Origin of the sequence: Rhodococcus sp. NPDC079359, from assembly GCF_040702585.1 — a bacterium.
In the GTDB taxonomy this organism is placed as follows: Bacteria; Actinomycetota; Actinomycetes; order Mycobacteriales; family Mycobacteriaceae; genus Rhodococcoides.
This window is the reverse complement of record NZ_JBFBLH010000019.1, coordinates 14,093-31,133: the sequence shown is the minus strand read 5'-3', so window position 1 is coordinate 31,133 and position 17,041 is coordinate 14,093. Positions and strand designations below refer to the sequence as shown.

Below are 17,041 nucleotides of genomic sequence, written 5' to 3'. Positions count from 1 at the left end.
CCTTCGTGAGCCGACGTACGAAGATTGTCTGCACCCTTGGACCCGCAACCGCAACCACAGAGCGCATCCGCGAACTCGTCGAGAGTGGAATGGATGTCGCACGACTGAACTTCAGCCATGGTGATCACCCCGATCATCAGGCCAACTACGAGAGGGTCCGCGCAGCATCGGACGCCACCGGCAAAGCCGTGGGTATCTTGGCCGACCTGCAGGGACCGAAGATTCGTCTCGGCCGATTCGCCGAGGGCTCGACCACCTGGGCGGCCGGTGAGCTGATCCGCATCACCGTCGAGGAGTGCGAGGGCACTCACGACCGGGTGTCGACCACGTACAAGGAGCTGGCCCAGGACGCCAAGGAAGGCGACCGCCTCCTCGTCGACGACGGCAAGGTGGGCCTCGTGGTCACCGGCGTCGAAGGCAACGACGTACTGTGCCGTGTCACCGAAGGCGGACCGGTCAGCAACAACAAGGGCGTGTCCCTGCCGGGCATGGATGTGTCCGTCCCCGCCATGAGCGAGAAGGACATCGCCGACCTCGAGTTCGCCCTTGCCCTCGGTGTCGACTTCATCGCGCTCTCGTTCGTCCGTTCTCCCGCGGACGTCGAACTCGTCCACGCCGTGATGGACCGCGTGGGCCGTCGAGTTCCCGTCATCGCCAAGCTCGAGAAGCCCGAGGCCGTCGACAATCTCGAAGCCATCGTGCTCGCATTCGACGCGATCATGGTCGCCCGCGGTGACCTCGGCGTCGAGTTGCCCCTCGAGCAGGTACCGCTGGTGCAGAAGCGTGCCATCCAGATCGCCCGCGCCAACGCCAAGCCCGTCATCGTCGCGACCCAGATGCTCGAATCGATGATCGAGAACTCCCGCCCGACGCGCGCCGAGGCGTCCGACGTCGCCAACGCAGTGCTCGACGGTACCGACGCGGTCATGCTCTCCGGTGAGACCTCGGTCGGTAAGTACGTGATGGAAACCGTGCGGACCATGGCTCGCATCGTCGAGACGGTCGAGACCGAGGGCGACAGTGTTCCCCCGCTGACGCACGTCCCGCGCACCAAGCGTGGCGTCATCTCCTACGCCGCCCGCGACATCGGCGAGCGCCTGGACGCGAAGGCACTCGTCGCGTTCACCCAGTCGGGTGACACCGTTCGACGGTTGGCTCGTCTGCACACCAAGCTTCCGTTGCTCGCCTTCACCTCCATCTCCGAGGTCCGCAGCCAGCTGTCGCTGAGCTGGGGAACCGAGACGTTCCTGGTCCCCGATGTGGGCTCGACGGACGCGATGGTCAAAGAGGTCGACAAGGCGCTGCTGGAACTCGGTCGGTACAACAAGGGCGATCAGGTCGTGATCGTGGCCGGTGCCCCTCCCGGCACAGTAGGCTCGACCAACTTGATCCATGTGCACCGAATCGGAGAAGAGGACCGGTAAGTGGTCGAAGCGGGGGGAACCGGCGTCAGCGAAAGCGCGCCGAGCAGTACAGCTGTACGCAGGACAGATCTAGAGACGCTCCTCGATCTCCTCGCACTCGAGGAGATCGAGGAGGACGTGTTCGTCGGGGTTCACCCCGAGCAGGTGGGCAGTCGAACGTTCGGGGGGCAGCTCGTTGCTCAGGGCCTGATCGCGGCGGGCCGGACCGTATCCGGTACGTCGCGGGACGTGCACGCGATCAATGCGCACTTCATTCGCGGGGGTGACGTCAAGAAGCCCATCGAGTACCGGGTCTCGCGTCAGCGCGACGGCCGAGCCTTCGCCAACCGGCAGGTCACCGCCGTACAGGACGGCAACGAGCTGTTCGTCATGCTCGCGGCCTTCCAGGATTTCGGTAAGGGCCTAGAGCACAGCGTCGAGGTTCCCGAGGTTCCGTATCCCGACGCACTGCCTCCGCTCGGCGATCATTTCGTGGGGTACGAGGACCGTCTGCAGATGTTCGTCGACGCCCTCAAGCCGATCGACATGCGCTACGCGAACGATCCCGCGTGGATCATGCACGGCACCGGGGAGAAGCTCAATCACAATCGCGTGTGGATGAAGGCCGACGGGGATCTGCCCGACGCCTCGATCTTCCACGCCGCGACCATGGGCTACGCGTCGGACACCACCGTGCTCGATTCGATCATCACCACCCACGGCCTGTCGTGGGGACTCGACCGCATCGTCGCGGCGACGGTGAATCACTCCATCTGGTTTCACCGGCCGTTCCGGTTCGACGAATGGGCTCTCTACGCCACCGAGTCGCCGGTCGCGGCCGGCTCGCGCGGACTGGCCACCGGCCGCTTCTTCTCGATGGACGGGCAGCTGCTCGCCACCGTCGTTCAGGAAGGTCTCATCCGGCACTTCCCGAAACGGGTCCGCGACTGAGTGCGTCGGCCCATATTCGCGTCTTCGCCTGCAGATCGAGTGCTGCGTGCGCCGGACTGGTCGACGGTAGTCGCGTGAATTCCACCTGGGGCGTTGCCGATTTCACGTACCGCCGGTAAGTCTCGGCGGCCTTGGCTCCGTTGAAGAACACCCTGTCGATGCCGGGATTCTCGGCGAACAATTGCTCGAAATCGTTTGTCTCGATGGACGATTCGACGATCGCCGAGTCCAGGCTTCCTTCGCGCGTGCACAGCTTCAGCACGTCCCATATCGCGACGCCCTGGCTGCGCAGACGCTCGGTGCGCGCATCGTAGGGAAGTTCGGGGCCTGCACCGAACAGCGTTCCCATGATCGGCCAGAACGCATTTCGTGGGTGCGCGTAGTACTGCTGCGCGGCCAGCGACGCGACGCCGGGCATCGATCCCAGAATCAAGGTGTTCGCGCCGCGGCCGAGAATCGGTGCGAAGCTGTGCACGACGTTCATTGCGTGATTACAGCAAATCCCCGCGGGGGCACCGGACGGGGGACCACAATGGAGGTCATGCTGGATCCACGTGTACTCGACAACAACGAACTCGAAGCCGAACTTGCTGCATTGCGTCGGGGTCGTGACGCCTCGATGGACGAGGGCGCGCGCGATGTGTCCACGGCAGACACCGACCACCTCATCGCGCGGTTCGAGGAAGAAATCCGTAAGCGACACCAGGACTCGGTGTCCGATCAGCCCAGCGCCGATCTACCCTGACCGAGGATCAGAACGGCGCAGGCCGCAGTCGCGGCCACTGTTCTGACGGTGTTCCATCGCGTCCACTTCTCGGTGAAGTTCTGCCACACCTGGGTGCCGGCAGCACTGCCGGGATCCACCCCGGCCAACGCGTCGTTGAGGGGGACGTTCGCAACGGCCGTGATCGCGAGGCATCCGAGAACGTAGAGAACGGCTCCGCTCACGACCAGCACCGGTGAACCCCGACCGGTCGATACGGCGAGAATCGCTGCGAGAGTGCACGATACGGCGGTCCCGACGAACAGTGTCAGGAACAGTGGGTTCAGAATTGCAGCATTGAACCTCTGCATGGCGGCAATCGCGTCGGGTGCCGGCAGTGCTGCCAGGCCGGGGAGCACGCTGATGGAGAAGGCGAGCAGCACTCCGGCAACGAGCCCACATCCGACGGCGGCAACGGCGGTCGCGACTGCGAGCATTCGATCCAACACGGTGGTTCCCTCCAGTAGGTGAGCGTTCAGTTGTCCACCCTCGTCCCGAGGGGCGGGATGAGCAATGCGCACACAGCCGCATTCGATGTCCGATCGTCCATTTCGTGGGACGATCGGTGCATGCGCGGCGCAGATCCCTGGAAGTCGTCCGACCCTCTGGGCGAAGCGCTGCACTTTCTACGGATGACCGGATCGTTCTACGTGCGCTCCGAGATGAGCGGATCCTGGGGTCTCGCACTGCCCGCCATGGAGGATGCGCTGTGGTTTCACACGGTCGTCGACGGCAGTTGCGCATTGTCGGTTCCCGGCGAGCCGACGCGTGAGTTGGTCCCCGGCGATTTCGCGTTGGTACCGCACGGGCGAGGGCACGTGCTCACTGCAGCCGGCGACGCTTCGGTTCGGGCGACGAGCGTTCACGATCTCCCGCACGAGTACATCAGCGATCGCTACGCGGTGCTCACTCACGACGCGGGCGGTGCCGGCCGTGCTGCGACTCTCGTGTGCGGGGCGGTGCGGCTGGATCATCCTGCCGCGCAGAAGCTCGTTCGCCTGTTGCCCGCGCTGGTGGTGGTCGACGCTGATCCGGGCCCGAGGCAATCGAGGATGCAGAACGTGCTGGCCATGGTCGCGGACGAGGCGCGTGTGCTCGAGCCCGGGGGAGAAGCGGTGATCACCCGGCTGTCCGACATTCTGGTGATCCATGCGCTGCGGTCGTGGATCGCGAATACGCCAGGTGCGCAGTCGGGTTGGCTCGGTGCATTGCAGGACGATCGGATCGGAACGGCGTTGGCGCTGATCCATCGACACCCGCACGAGCGGTGGACCGTTGCGGGTCTGGCATCGAGGGTGAACATGTCTCGCTCGGCGTTCTCGGCACGTTTCACCGAGCTGGTCGGTGATTCCGTGATGAGCTATCTCGCGACGTGGCGGATGCAGGTCGCGTACGGCACGTTGCGATCCGAGGACGTGGTGATGGCCGAAGTGGCCCGGCGCAGTGGGTATCTGTCGGAGGCTGCGTTCGGGAAGGCGTTCAAGCGCGCCACGGGCGTCTCGCCGGGAAGTGTGCGTCGCCGTCGTGAGGTGTCGATGGCCGACGGTCAGTCGAGCAGGTGACGGAGATAGCTGTTCGGGTCGTCGAGGTAGCGGCGCCAGTGCTGTACCAATTCGAGTTCGTCCCAAGTGCTTCGGCGTAGACCGTGTTCGCCTACTTCGACGATGTCCGCACCGGGCGTCGACGCCAGAATCGGTGAGTGGGTGGCGCAGACGATCTGCGCGCCGTCATTGCCCAGCTCGGACATCAGTGCAACGAGCTGCAGGCTCGCGGTGAACGACAGGGCCGATTCGGGCTCGTCCAGAACGTAGAAACCGGGTTCGGCCAACATTGCACCGAACATGGTCAGGAAGCCTTCACCGTGGCTCATCTCGGCGGTGTTCTCGTCCCAGAAACCCGGCACGCCGCCGAGGTTCTCGGCCATGTCGAACGCGGTCTCGGCGCGCAGGAAGAAGCCGCGCTTGTTCAGTCGTGGGCCACGAAGCATTCGAGAACCTCGTGGAGTGGTCTCGAGTTCGAGTACCTCTCCGAGCGCGCTGGTCACCTCGTCGAGTCGACGCGACTGCTGCGCCGCCCGACCGCCGCGGGCATCGATTCCGAATCCCTCGGCAATTGCTTCGACGAGAGTCGATTTACCGGAACCGTTGTCTCCGACCAGAATTGTGACCGGTGCCAGGAACTCGAGTCCGTCGCGAGCGAGGTCGGCGACAGCAGGCACGGTGAAGGGCCAGTCCGATCCGACATCGTCGGCATGGACGTACGCGCGTTCTACGAACATGTTTCAGGCAGTGACCAGGCGGTCCACGTAACCGGTCTCGTGGGTGGAATCGGCGCTGCAGGTGTAGAAGACCCACTGGGCGGACTGGTCCGCCGAATCCCCGAAACGATGGTCGACCTTCGCTGCGCACAAATTGCCCGCACTGGTGTCGTGGCAACGAAGACTGCTGGGTATGTACATCACTCCACTGTAGGCGCGATCACGAGCGGCCTTTACCGATACCGATTCGTGGCTGCTGTGGTGCCCTCGGTGAGACTCGAACTCACACTGGACGGGTTTTGAATCCGTTTCCTCTGCCAATTGGGATACGAGGGCTGGCGTCTTTCAAGCAACGATTGACGAGTTTAGAAGATGCGCTTTCGGCCTCGCGCACCGGTACCCTTCAGATGCTCGACGGCCCTGATGGGCGATGACTGTCAAAGGAGACCGATACAGATGAATGCTCCTGGTGCGCACGGTACTGGCAAGCCCCCGCTTCGTGTGGTGGTGGCAGAGGACGAATCCCTGATCCGATTGGACCTCGTGGAGATGCTCCGCGAGGAGGGGTACGACGTGGTCGGTGAAGCGGCCGACGGTCAGCAGGCGGTGGAGTTGGCCGTCGAACTGCGTCCCGATCTGGTCATCATGGATGTGAAGATGCCGCGTCGGGACGGAATCGATGCGGCGTCGGAGATAGCCGAGAAGCGCATTGCGCCCGTCGTCATTCTCACCGCGTTCAGTCAACGCGAGCTCGTGGAGAAGGCGCGCGATGCCGGGGCCATGGCGTATCTGGTCAAGCCGTTCACCAAAGCCGATCTGATGCCTGCGGTGGAGTTGGCCGCCAGCCGTTTCGGTGAGATCTCCGCCCTCGAATCCGAGATCGTGGATCTGCAGGATCGGCTCGAGACGCGCAAGCTCATCGAGAAGGCCAAGGGCATCCTGATGGAATCGCAATCGCTCACAGAACCGCAGGCGTTCAAGTGGATTCAGCGCGCTGCGATGGATCGCAGGACGACGATGAAGGCCGTCGCGGAGGTCGTGATCGACACGCTCGGTACCCCTGCGAACAAGCCCGCGGGAGAAAGCTGATCGGCCGGCGAAAGCTACGGCCACGTAAAACTTCGACTCTCTAGGTCACAGTCAGGTCACGAGCGTCGTTCTAGGCCTTGCGAATCGGCTCCGAGCATTAGCGTCTGACCCACACGTGAGCCACATGTAACTCAGGTGCGCTTCATCGACGAGCAATTTCAAGGAGAACCTAGATGGCAATTCGGACCTATGTCCGCACGGCTGCGGTGCTGAGCGTTACCTCGCTCGCACTGTTCGGCTGTTCGTCGAGCGACGACTCGGGCTCGACCGACTCCACCAGTGCCAGCGGCGGCACTGCAGCCGCGGAAACGACCGTCTCCACCGACTGCACGCCCGAGCAGGCCACTGCCGGGGCAACCCCCGACACGGCCCCGCTGGTGGTGGGAACCCTCCTCCCCGAGACCGGAACCCTGGCCTTCCTCGGCCCGCCCGAAGTTGCCGGTGTGCAGCTGGCCGTCAACGACGTCAACGAAGCCGGTGGCGTCCTCGAGCAGCCCGTCACGCTCATCCCCGGTGACTCGGGCGACACGACGACCGATACCGCCAACACCACGGTGGACCGCTTGCTCGCCGGCGGTTCCGACGTCATCGTCGGTGCAGCGTCGTCCTCGGTCTCGCTCAAGGTCATCGACAAGATCGCCAGCGCAGGCGTCGTGCAGTTCTCGCCGGCCAACACGTCCGATCAGTTCGTCTGCTACCCGGACAAGGGTCAGTACTTCCGTACCGCACCCACCGACGTGCTGCAGGCGCAGGCCCTGTCCCAGCTGATCGCCCAGGACGGTGCGCAGCGCGTCGCCATCCTCGCGCTCAACGACCCGTACGGCACGGGCCTGGCTGCGAACACCGCGGACAACCTCGAAGAGGCAGGCATCGCGGCGGACCAGATCCAGACCACGATCTACGACCCGAACGCACAGTCGTTCAACGCCGAGGTCGACGGTGTGAAGAACTTCAACCCGGACGCCGTGGCCATCATCGGCTTCGAGGAGTCCGCGAAGATCATCACCCGTATGCACGAGATCGGCATCGGACCGTCCGACGGCACGCTGGTCTACGGCGTCGACGGCAACATGGGCAACGCTCTCGGTGAGTCGGTCGCAGCGGGTCTGCTGGACACGATGCGCGGCACCACTCCGTTGACCGATGTCGGCACCGGATTCCAGGATCGTCTCAAGGTCGTCGATCCGGCTCTGGTCGACTTCAACTACGCGGGTGAGTCCTACGACGCAGTGATCATCTCGGCGCTCGCTGCCGAGCAGGCCAAGTCGACGGCAGGTACCGACATCGCTGCCAACATCAACAGCGTCACCAAGGACGGCACCAAGTGCACCAGCTACGCCGAGTGCCTTCCGCTCGTCAAGGCCGGAACCGACATCGACTACGACGGAATCACCGGCGCGCTGAACTTCAGTGACGCAGGAGAGCCCGCCACCGGTTCCTACGGCAACCTGGTCTTCGGACCGGACAACACCCTGACGACGGAAGATTACATCGTCGTCGGTGAGTGATCTGTAACTGTCACACAGCCTCTGGGCCCGAGTCCTCGATCAGGACTCGGGCCCAGAGGTTTTCGTAGGTGTCGCACGTTCGACGGCAACGACGAAGGCCCCGGTTCGACATCGAACCGGGGCCTTCATCGTTTGCCGAGCAGCTACTTCTTCTCTTTGCTTCCCGCCAGTGTGCCGAGGTACAGCTCGATCACCTTCGGGTCGTTCATCAATGCCGGACCGGTGTCGGTGTAGGCGTTGCGGCCCTGATCGAGTACATAGCCACGGTCGCAGATCTGGAGGCAGCGACGGGCGTTCTGCTCGACCATGATGATCGAGACGCCCGCTGCATTGATCTTCTTGCAGCGGATGAACACCTCGTCCTGGAACATCGGTGACAATCCGGCCGACGGTTCGTCGAGCAGCAGTACCGACGGCTCCATCATCAGAGCGCGTCCCATGGCGACCATCTGTCGCTCACCGCCGGACAGCGCACCTGCCTTGACCTTCTTGCGTTCGCCGAGCAGCGGGAACAGCTCGCTGACGAACTCGAAACGCTCACCGAACTTCTTGGGACGCAAATAGATTCCCATTTCGAGGTTCTCTTCGATGGTGAGCGACGGGAACACGTTCTGCGTCTGCGGAACGTAGCCGACTCCCTTGGTGACCAACACATGCGCTTCCGCGGAGGTGATGTTGTCGCCGCGCAGTTTGACGCTGCCCTCACGGACGGCGACCAGCCCGAACAGGGTCTTGAGGAGGGTCGACTTTCCGGCACCGTTGGGTCCGATGATGCCGACGATCTCGCCGTCGTTGAGGAAGAAGTTGCACTCGCTGAGGATGTTGACACCGGGGATGTATCCGGCCACCAGTCCGTCGGCGCGCAGCAGTGCACCTTCGGCGAGTCGAGCATGTTCCTCGGGTGTCGCGGCGAATTCCGCCGGCGTCAATGTCTGTTCGCTCATCAGTTGTCCTCCTTGGCCCGGTGTGAGCCGCCCTCGGCCACGTCGGGCGTCACTGGGCTGACGAACTCCGGTTCCGAAAGATCGCCTCCCGCTTCGAGTTCTTCCTTCTCGGCCTGCTTCAGTGCCTCCGCCAGTTCGGCGGTTGCCCCGACCGGATTGCCGTCGGCATCGAATTCGAGAGCCTGATCGTGATGGCTACCGAGATACGCGTCGACGACGGCTCCGTTGTTGGAGAGCTCCTCGGGGGTGGACTCGGCAATGATGCTGCCTTGAGCCATCACCACCACCCAGTCACTGATGTCGCGGATGACGTCCATGTCGTGCTCGACGAACACCACCGTCATACCGTCGTCGCGAAGCGACTTGATGTGCCCCAGAAGTGACTGCGTCAGAGCTGGATTGACCCCGGCCATGGGCTCGTCGAGCATGACCACCGACGGATCGGTCATCAACGCACGCGCCATCTCCAGCAGCTTGCGCTGGCCGCCGGACAACGAGCCGGCGAGGTCGTCGGCCTTGGCGTCGAGCTTGAAGCGGCCCAGTAGCTCGTAGGCGCGTTCGGTGATCTGACGTTCTTGGGCTTTCCATGTCCACGGCATGAAGGTGTTGATCATGCGCTCACCGCGCTGACCGGTTGCACCCAGCCGAACGTTGTCCAGCACAGTCAGTTTCGACAGTGCCTTGGTCAACTGGAACGTGCGCACCACACCTTTGCGGGCCACCTGATGCGGATGCATCCGGCCCAGTTCCTGGCCGTCCATCGACCAGGTCCCGGTGTCGGGTCGATCGAATCCCGTGAGCAGGTTGAACAGGGTGGTCTTGCCTGCGCCGTTGGGCCCGATCAGGCCGGTGATGCAGCCACGCTGAATCTCCAGGTGCGCCACGTCGACGGCCTTGAGGCCACCGAAGGTGCGCGAGACGCCGTCGACCACCATGGTGGCGTCCGGTTTCGGTGCGCCGGGTTCGTTGGGCACACCGGCGAACAGGGCCGCGCGTTGATCGCTCGACAACGCCTGCGCAGCGCGTGATTCGAGTGTGCTTGCTTTCTTGCTCGGTGCGGCCGTTGCAGCAGCATCCTTGCTCGGGTCAGGCATTGAGTTGAACCTCTCGCTTGTTGCCGAGAATGCCCTGAGGTCTGAACACCATCAAGACGGCGATCAGGATTCCCAGGAGCACGAATCGCGTGGCACCGACCTGGGCACCGGTGAGGTTGAGCACCGGGTCGTCGCCGGAGATCAATTGCCGCAGAATCGCATCGGGAATGGACAGCAGGAACCAGAAGAGCATCGCGCCCAGTACCGGGCCGAACACTGTTGCCGCCCCACCGAGAATCAGTGCGCCGAAGGCGAAGAACGTCTGGGCTGTCGAGTAGAAGTCCGGGTTGATGGATTGGGTCTGCAGTGCGTTGAACACACCGCCCATACCGCCGATGACGCCACCGAGAACCAGTGCCTGCATCTTGTAGACGAAGACGTTCTTACCCAGCGAACGGGCTGCGTCCTCGTCCTCACGGACAGCCTTGAGGACGCGTCCCCACGGGCTGTGCGTCAGCAGGTAGACCACGCCGCACAGCAGCAGGACCAGCGTCCAGCCGACGAGCATGGCCCACAGATCGTTGCCGAGGAACCGCACGCCGATGAATTCGTAGGACTTACCACCCTCGAACGGGCTCATGCTGGTGAACGGGCCGGCGAAGCCGGTGATGCCGTTGGTGGATTTGGTCACCGAATCCGTTGCGGTGGAACGAAACACCAATCGGAGAATCTCCGAGGCGGCGATGGTGACGATCGCGAGATAGTCGGCTCGCAGTCGCAGGGTCGGAATGCCGAGAACCAGGGCCAGTAATCCGGCTGCAGCGAGGCCGACCAGAATGCCCAGCCACAGCGGCTGTTCGTAGGTGATCGTAGTGATGCCGACGCCGTAGCCGCCGAGCAGTGCGAAGCCGATCTGACCGAAGTTGAGCAGTCCGGCGTAACCGAAGTGCAGGTTCAGGCCGATGGCGAGTAGAGCGTAGAAGATGGCCGACGGGCCGACCAGCTGAGCGAGTGAGATCTGAAGTGCGCCGATGATATCCATGTGAAGGTCACCCGATCCTTTGTCGCGAGCCGAGGATGCCCTGTGGACGGACGACGAGGATGAGAATCAAGACGAGCAACCCTCCGATGTATTTGAGATCGGGATTGATGACCAGCGTCGACCACTGCACGAGCAGACCGACGATGACGCAACCGAGGAAGGCGCCGTAGGCCGTTCCCAGTCCACCGAGTGTGATGCCGGCGAACATGAGCAACAGGAGTTTGAAGCCCATCTCCCACTGGACGCGACCGCCGAGTTCGGAGAGCCCGAACAACACGCCGCCGAGGGCAGCCAGGCCGCCGCCGAGGCACCAGACGAACGTGACCACGCGCTCGACGTTGATGCCGGAGGACGCAGCGAGGTCCCGGTTGTCGGCAACCGCACGCATGGCCTTGCCGATCTTGGTGCGCTGCAACATCAGTGCGACGCCGACCAGGACGACGATGCTGATGACGATGCAGGCGAGGTTGACGTTGGTGATCGAGAGCGGACCCCAGTTGTTCTCGGTCTGAGCCTGGTAGTCGTCGAAGGGTTCGGAGCGGTCCGAGAAGAAGATCAGGATGAGATAGCGCAGTGCGATTGCGAGGCCGATCGTCACCACGAGCTGCGCGATGAGGCCGGTCCGTCGCTTGCGCAACGGCCGCCATATCAGGGCGTTGTTGAGCCAGCCGATCGCGACTCCTACGACGATTGCCAGCAGCGTGGCCGGGATGAGTTGTATCCCGACACTGACGTTGAAGAACCACGCCGCGACGGCACCGAGCGTGACCATTTCTCCGTGCGCGAAGTTCGTCAGACCGGTGGTGCCGAAGATCAGACTCAGTCCGACCGCGGCGAGCGCGATGACGAGGCCGAAACGAAAGCCGTCGACCGTGGTGCGGACGAACTTCTCGTAGAACGGAATGCTGGTGGCGGTTCTGGCCTCACCGAACGAGAAGATGACGGTGTTGGAACGCCCGGCCTGCACATCGCGCTGGACCTCGCCCTGGACGCTGACGCCGTCGGGGAGCGTTTCCTGAACCACCTGGAATGTGTATGTGCCGGGCGACAATTCGAGGGTCCACCGACCGCCGGTTTCACTGGTGGTGCGGGCGACTTCGGCGCCGGACGCGTCCAGCGCCGCGACGTCGACTCCGATGAGTCGTTCGCCACCGTTGTTGAGAGATCCGGCGACGCTGACGGCGTCCGCCGGCGGTGCCTGTTCGGCGCTGGTCCCCGGTGCTGCCGGGGGAGTGGGGGTAGGTTCCTGGGCCAATGCCGGCGCACTGAACAGCAGCGCGGCAATGGAACTCAGAACGGCGAGTAGGAGTGTTCGCTGGAAGAGCCGAACGGCAGATCTTGCGCGCAACCTCGGCGGTTGCACCTTTCTGGTCCATCGAACATTTGGAGCCACGCACGTCCTCCGGACGGGTTGTCGTTGAGCCACGGGTATGTGGGGTTTCCTGCAATTGTCGGACTCTATCCGCTGAAACGACGCAAAATCGGCGACTGAGATTTCCGGAAAGTATCGGTTGTGTTTCGCGGTGCACGACGCGCGCCGTGAGAGCGATCGCGTCGCGGCACCTGCATCCGGCTTCGAGTTGTCGGACCCGCTCCCTAGACTGGTCAACCGTGAGCCCAGTAACGGAGAAAAGTGCAGCGCCCGCAGCCGAGACCGACGCGAAGGCGGGCGGGGAGCGGCCCACGTTGCTGCTCATCGACGGCCACTCGATGGCGTTCCGTGCTTTCTTCGCGTTGCCTGCGGACAACTTCAAGACCACCAGCGGTCAGTCCACCAACGCGGTGTACGGGTTCACCTCGATGTTGATCAATCTGCTGCGGGACGAGAAACCGACGCACATCGCGGCGGCGTTCGACGTCTCGCGGCAGACCTTCCGCGCCGAGCGGTTCCCCGAGTACAAGGCCAACCGCAGCAAGACTCCGGACGAGTTCGCCGGCCAGGTCGACATCACCAAGGACGTACTCGGGGCCATGGGTATCCCGGTGATGGCAGAGGCCGGCTTCGAGGCGGACGACATCATCGCCACTCTGGTGACCCAGGCGGAGGCGCTCGGCTACCGCGTCCTGGTGGTCACCGGCGACCGCGATGCGCTGCAGCTGGTGACCGACAACGTCACGGTGTTGTATCCGCGCAAGGGCGTCTCGGATCTGACTCGGTTCACTCCCGACGAGGTCGCCACCAAGTACGGGTTGACGCCGTCGCAGTACCCGGACTTCGCGGCCCTGCGCGGAGACCCGAGCGACAACCTTCCTGGCATTCCTGGGGTCGGCGAGAAGACGGCCACCAAATGGATCATCGAATACGGTTCCCTCACCGCCCTCGTCGACAACGTGGACAAGGTCAAGGGCAAAGTGGGAGACGCACTGCGCGCCAACCTGTCCAGTGTGGTGCTCAACCGCGAGCTCACCGAGATGGTCCGAGATGTGCCGTTGCCCTACACCCCCGATCAGCTCGAACTCGCTCCGTGGGACCGCGAGAAGATCCACGCCTTGTTCGACGACCTCGAGTTCCGCATTCTGCGGGACCGGTTGTTCGAGACACTCGCGTCGGTCGAACCCGAGGCGGAGGAAGGGTTCGACGTCCGCGGCGGCATCGTCGCACCGGGTGAACTGGCCGCCTGGTTGGCGGAACACGCAGCCGACGGCAGGCGCAGTGGGCTGTCGATTCTCGGCGCGCGTCGGCCGTTCGACAGCGATGCGACGTCGGTGGCGATCGCCGCGGCCGACGGCGAGGGCGCGTTCGTCACGACGACCGCTCTGGACGAATCCGACGAGCAGGCACTCGCGGCCTGGCTCGCAGATGCAGCGCAACCCAAGGCCTTGCACGAGGCCAAGTGGGCTCTGCATGCGGTTCGTGGGCGCGGCTGGACCCTCGGCGGCTTGACCACCGACACCGCACTGGCGGCGTACCTGGTGCGGCCCGGTCAGCGATCGTTCAATCTCGACGACCTGTCGTTGCGCTACCTCAAGCGCGAACTCCGGGTGGAGGATGCGGGTGAAGGTCAGATGTCGTTGCTCGACGCGGAGGACACCGCCGATGCGGCGTTCGCGGAGGGCGAGATTCTCAAGGCGCGGGCCGTCATCGACCTGGCCGATGCGCTGGACGCCGAGCTCGCCGCCATCGAGTCGACCACCCTGCTCTCCGAGATGGAGCTGCCTTTGCTGACGGTGTTGGCAGATGTCGAGGCAACGGGTATCGCCGTGAACGGTGATCACCTGCGCGCGCTGCAATCCGGATTCGCCGCGCAGGTGGACGAGGCCGCGAACTCCGCCTACGGCGTGATCGACAAGCAGATCAACCTCGGGTCTCCGAAGCAGTTGCAGGTGGTGTTGTTCGAGGAACTCGACATGCCCAAGACGAAGAAGACCAAGACCGGGTACACCACCGATGCCGATGCGCTGCAGGGGCTGTTCGAGAAGACCGAGCATCCGTTCCTGAAGTTCCTGCTCGATCACCGGGACGCGACGCGGATGAAGGTGACGGTCGACGGCCTGCTGAAATCCGTCGCCGACGACGGCCGCATTCACACCACGTTCAACCAGACGGTCGCGGCCACCGGACGACTGTCGTCCACCGAGCCGAACCTGCAGAACATTCCGGTGCGCAACGAGGCGGGACGCCACATCCGTGACGGCTTCGTCGTCGGGGCCGGATACGACACACTGCTCACTGCCGACTACAGCCAGATCGAAATGCGCATCATGGCGCACGTATCCGGCGACGAAGGTCTGATCGAGGCGTTCAACACCGGCGAGGATCTGCACAGTTTCGTCGGTGCCCGGGCGTTCGGCGTGCCGATCGAGGAGGTCACCCCCGAACTGCGTCGCCGGGTCAAGGCGATGTCGTACGGATTGGCATACGGACTCAGCGCATTCGGTCTCGCCGCGCAGCTCAAGATCTCCACCGACGAGGCGAAGCAGCAGATGGAGGCGTACTTCGCGCGGTTCGGCGGCGTCCGTGACTACCTGCGCAACGCCGTCGAGGAAGCGCGCAAGGTGGGATACACCTCCACGCTGTACGGCAGGCGCCGCTACCTGCCCGATCTCAACAGCGACAACCGTCAGCGCCGCGAGGTCGCCGAGCGGGCAGCTCTCAACGCCCCGATCCAGGGCACCGCCGCAGACATCATCAAGGTCGCGATGATCGACGTGCACCGATCACTGGCGGAGTCGACGCTGAAGTCACGAATGCTGTTGCAGGTCCACGACGAACTGGTGCTCGAGGTCGTCGAATCCGAGCGTGAGGAAGTCGAAGCGCTCGTACGCGACAAGATGTCCTCGGCCATCGAACTGTCGGTGCCCTTGGAAGTCTCGGTCGGCACCGGCCGCAGCTGGGATGCCGCTGCGCACTGATTCGAGGCCGCGCAGGACGAACGACGAAGGGCCGCTCACCGAATTCGGTGAGCGGCCCTTCGCGTCGTGTGCAGCGGCGAGAAACTACTCCGCCGCGGGAGCCTGCTCGGCGATCTGCTGGCGCACGACGTCCATGTCGAGTGCCTTGATCTGACCGACGAGGTCCTCGAGCGCCGGCGCAGGCAGTGCACCGGGCTGTGCGTACACCAGAATTCCTTCGCGGAACGCCATGATCGTCGGGATCGACTGGATCTGCGCCGCGGCAGCAAGTCCCTGCTCGGCCTCGGTGTCCACCTTGGCGTGCACCACGTCGGGGTGCGCGTCGGACGACTTCTCGAACGTCGGCGCGAACTGGCGGCACGGTCCGCACCAGGACGCCCAGAAATCGACCAACACCACGTCGTTGTTCGTCACGATCTCGTCGAAATTCTGCTGGGTCAAAGTCTGAGTGGCCACGCGGTCCCTTTCGATTGATTGCGCTTCTGGAGTGTTCCAACGCAGGTACTCACCGGAATCATCCCGGCCGGGTCGGAGCGCCTGCGTCAGGCGGGCTGGGGTGCGGCACGGAACGTGCGGCGATACGCATTCGGCGTGGTGCATCGCAACCTCACGAAATGCTGCCGCAAGGCTGCCGCATTTCCGAAACCGACCACCTCGGCGATCGAATCCATCGGCAGATCCGAGTTCTCCAACAGCTGCTGCGCCGCCAGTACTCGTTGGTCGTTGAGCCAGCGCGCGGGCGTGGTTCCGGTTTCGGCCGCGAACTTGCGGGCGAAGGTTCGCGCCGACATGTTCACCCTCGCCGCCAGTCGACCGATGGTCAGCTCGGAGTCGAGGTTCTCGGTCATCCAGTCCAGCAGCGGAGCCAGTGTCTCGGTACGAGTGGCGGGCAGGGGACTGGTGACGAATTGAGCCTGGCCGCCGTCACGATGCGGAGGAACGACCATCCGGCGAGCGATCCCGTTGGCCACGACGCTGCCCTGGTACTTGCGCACGATGTGCAGGCACAGGTCGATTCCGGCCGCTGTGCCCGCGCTTGTCAGCACGTTTCCGTCGTCGACGTAGAGGACGTTCGGATCGACCTGCGCGAGTGGATATTTCGCGGCCAGCAAAGCGGAGTGCCGCCAATGCGTCGTACAGGGGCGGCCGTCGAGCAGTCCGGCCTTGCCCAGTACGAACGCGCCGTTGCACAGGCTGGCGACCATGGCACCCCTGTCGACGGCCGCGCGAAGTTTGGCCAGTAGTGGCTCGATGGACGAGTTGTATCCAGCTCCGCAGACGTATGTACCGTCCTCGGCGGCTTCGGTGCCGCCGGCCGGAATGATGATCAGATCGGCGCTGTCGAGACTGTCGAGATCGTGAGGGACGTCGATGGTGTAACCGACGCGGGTGCGGATCGGTTGGGGGACACCTGCGATCAGAGAGAAGTCGTAGGTGGGTAGGCCCTCGTCCGAGCGATCGAATCCGAACACCTCGCAGGCGACGCCCAGCTCGAACTGTTCGGTCAACGGCATCAGCGCGACAACCACTCGTTTCAGCATGAAAAGAAGTATGGCAGAAAGTCGTCGATATATGGCTTTACTGCCACTCGTGCGCATTCTTCGCAGGTTGGAAGCTTGCGGCATGACAATTGTATTGGTAGTTGTGCTGCTGTTCCTGGCCCTCGACGCCGTCGTGCTCGCAGGCTTCGCTCCCGA

Annotated in this window: 17 protein-coding genes and 1 tRNA gene; 7 read left to right on the top strand and 11 right to left on the bottom strand. The window is 63.8% G+C overall.

Going from position 1 to position 17,041, the window contains the following annotated elements; all coding sequences use genetic code 11:
* Positions 1-5: 5 nt before the first annotated feature.
* The gene (pyk, locus tag AB0362_RS25815) at positions 6-1,424 is read left to right on the top strand and encodes a pyruvate kinase (protein ID WP_082073683.1); all 1,419 of its coding nucleotides are present in this window, start codon (positions 6-8) and stop codon (positions 1,422-1,424) included.
* A 105-nt stretch (positions 1,425-1,529) separates the two neighbouring features.
* Positions 1,530-2,354, top strand: coding sequence for an acyl-CoA thioesterase II (locus AB0362_RS25810; protein WP_300521631.1), 825 nt, complete (start codon positions 1,530-1,532; stop codon positions 2,352-2,354).
* On the opposite strand, the gene AB0362_RS25805 is transcribed toward AB0362_RS25810, so the two are convergent.
* A complete protein-coding gene (locus AB0362_RS25805; protein ID WP_317784319.1) occupies positions 2,320-2,838 on the bottom strand; it encodes a DNA-deoxyinosine glycosylase in 519 nt (172 codons plus the stop codon). The two genes, AB0362_RS25810 and AB0362_RS25805, sit on opposite strands and share 35 nt — an antisense overlap.
* Before the next feature lie 57 nt (positions 2,839-2,895).
* On the opposite strand from AB0362_RS25805, the gene AB0362_RS25800 reads away from it, so the two are divergent.
* Complete coding sequence (locus AB0362_RS25800; RefSeq protein WP_141215240.1) at positions 2,896-3,099, top strand: hypothetical protein; 204 nt, start codon at positions 2,896-2,898, stop codon at positions 3,097-3,099.
* Here the strand turns inward: AB0362_RS25800 and AB0362_RS25795 are convergent.
* Positions 3,075-3,566 (bottom strand): anthrone oxygenase family protein, encoded by a 492-nt coding sequence (locus AB0362_RS25795; protein ID WP_317784318.1) that lies wholly within the window; start codon positions 3,564-3,566, stop codon positions 3,075-3,077. The genes AB0362_RS25800 and AB0362_RS25795 overlap by 25 nt on opposite strands.
* An 18-nt stretch (positions 3,567-3,584) precedes the next feature.
* On the opposite strand from AB0362_RS25795, the gene AB0362_RS25790 reads away from it, so the two are divergent.
* Positions 3,585-4,679, top strand: a complete 1,095-nt coding sequence (locus AB0362_RS25790) for an AraC family transcriptional regulator (protein ID WP_317784317.1) — start codon at positions 3,585-3,587, stop codon at positions 4,677-4,679.
* Here the strand turns inward: AB0362_RS25790 and AB0362_RS25785 are convergent.
* The 3 genes from AB0362_RS25785 to AB0362_RS25775 all read right to left on the bottom strand — a co-directional run bounded on the left by AB0362_RS25785 (position 4,664) and on the right by AB0362_RS25775 (position 5,710).
* Positions 4,664-5,395, bottom strand: a complete 732-nt coding sequence (locus tag AB0362_RS25785; RefSeq protein WP_269593954.1) for an AAA family ATPase — start codon at positions 5,393-5,395, stop codon at positions 4,664-4,666. The genes AB0362_RS25790 and AB0362_RS25785 overlap by 16 nt on opposite strands.
* A 3-nt stretch (positions 5,396-5,398) precedes the next feature.
* Positions 5,399-5,575, bottom strand: a complete 177-nt coding sequence (locus AB0362_RS25780; RefSeq protein WP_188078653.1) for a hypothetical protein — start codon at positions 5,573-5,575, stop codon at positions 5,399-5,401.
* 58 nt (positions 5,576-5,633) lie between these two features.
* Positions 5,634-5,710, bottom strand: a tRNA-Leu gene (locus tag AB0362_RS25775).
* A 120-nt stretch (positions 5,711-5,830) separates the two neighbouring features.
* On the opposite strand from AB0362_RS25775, the gene AB0362_RS25770 reads away from it, so the two are divergent.
* Both AB0362_RS25770 and AB0362_RS25765 read left to right on the top strand, forming a co-directional pair.
* Positions 5,831-6,463 carry an ANTAR domain-containing response regulator gene (locus AB0362_RS25770; RefSeq protein WP_317784316.1) on the top strand — a complete coding sequence of 211 codons (633 nt, stop codon included), beginning with the start codon at positions 5,831-5,833 and terminating at the stop codon, positions 6,461-6,463.
* A gap of 173 nt (positions 6,464-6,636) precedes the next feature.
* A complete protein-coding gene (locus AB0362_RS25765; protein ID WP_068052226.1) occupies positions 6,637-7,971 on the top strand; it encodes an ABC transporter substrate-binding protein in 1,335 nt (444 codons plus the stop codon).
* Positions 7,972-8,114: 143 nt separating this feature from the next.
* Here the strand turns inward: AB0362_RS25765 and AB0362_RS25760 are convergent, their stop codons facing one another.
* Genes AB0362_RS25760 through AB0362_RS25745 form a run of 4 tightly spaced genes read right to left on the bottom strand, consistent with a single transcriptional unit; the run spans position 8,115 to position 12,339 of the window.
* Positions 8,115-8,915, bottom strand: coding sequence for an ABC transporter ATP-binding protein (locus AB0362_RS25760; protein ID WP_032394315.1), 801 nt, complete (start codon positions 8,913-8,915; stop codon positions 8,115-8,117).
* Positions 8,915-10,009 carry an ABC transporter ATP-binding protein gene (locus tag AB0362_RS25755; RefSeq protein ID WP_230594646.1) on the bottom strand — a complete coding sequence of 365 codons (1,095 nt, stop codon included), beginning with the start codon at positions 10,007-10,009 and terminating at the stop codon, positions 8,915-8,917. The genes AB0362_RS25760 and AB0362_RS25755 overlap by 1 nt, the downstream gene beginning before the upstream one ends.
* The gene (locus tag AB0362_RS25750) at positions 10,002-10,991 is read right to left on the bottom strand and encodes a branched-chain amino acid ABC transporter permease (protein WP_068052136.1); all 990 of its coding nucleotides are present in this window, start codon (positions 10,989-10,991) and stop codon (positions 10,002-10,004) included. Before AB0362_RS25750 ends, AB0362_RS25755 begins: the two co-directional genes overlap by 8 nt.
* Before the next feature lie 7 nt (positions 10,992-10,998).
* Positions 10,999-12,339 (bottom strand): branched-chain amino acid ABC transporter permease, encoded by a 1,341-nt coding sequence (locus AB0362_RS25745; protein ID WP_269593956.1) that lies wholly within the window; start codon positions 12,337-12,339, stop codon positions 10,999-11,001.
* Positions 12,340-12,602: 263 nt separating this feature from the next.
* Between AB0362_RS25745 and polA the strand changes: the two genes are divergently transcribed.
* Positions 12,603-15,344 carry a DNA polymerase I gene (gene polA / locus AB0362_RS25740; protein WP_317784315.1) on the top strand — a complete coding sequence of 914 codons (2,742 nt, stop codon included), beginning with the start codon at positions 12,603-12,605 and terminating at the stop codon, positions 15,342-15,344.
* Between the two features lie 84 nt (positions 15,345-15,428).
* On the opposite strand, the gene trxA is transcribed toward polA, so the two are convergent.
* Both trxA and AB0362_RS25730 read right to left on the bottom strand, forming a co-directional pair.
* Positions 15,429-15,800 (bottom strand): thioredoxin, encoded by a 372-nt coding sequence (gene trxA / locus AB0362_RS25735; protein WP_037192657.1) that lies wholly within the window; start codon positions 15,798-15,800, stop codon positions 15,429-15,431.
* 86 nt (positions 15,801-15,886) lie between these two features.
* A complete protein-coding gene (locus AB0362_RS25730) occupies positions 15,887-16,885 on the bottom strand; it encodes a helix-turn-helix domain-containing protein (RefSeq protein ID WP_317548568.1) in 999 nt (332 codons plus the stop codon).
* Positions 16,886-17,041 lie beyond the last annotated feature (156 nt).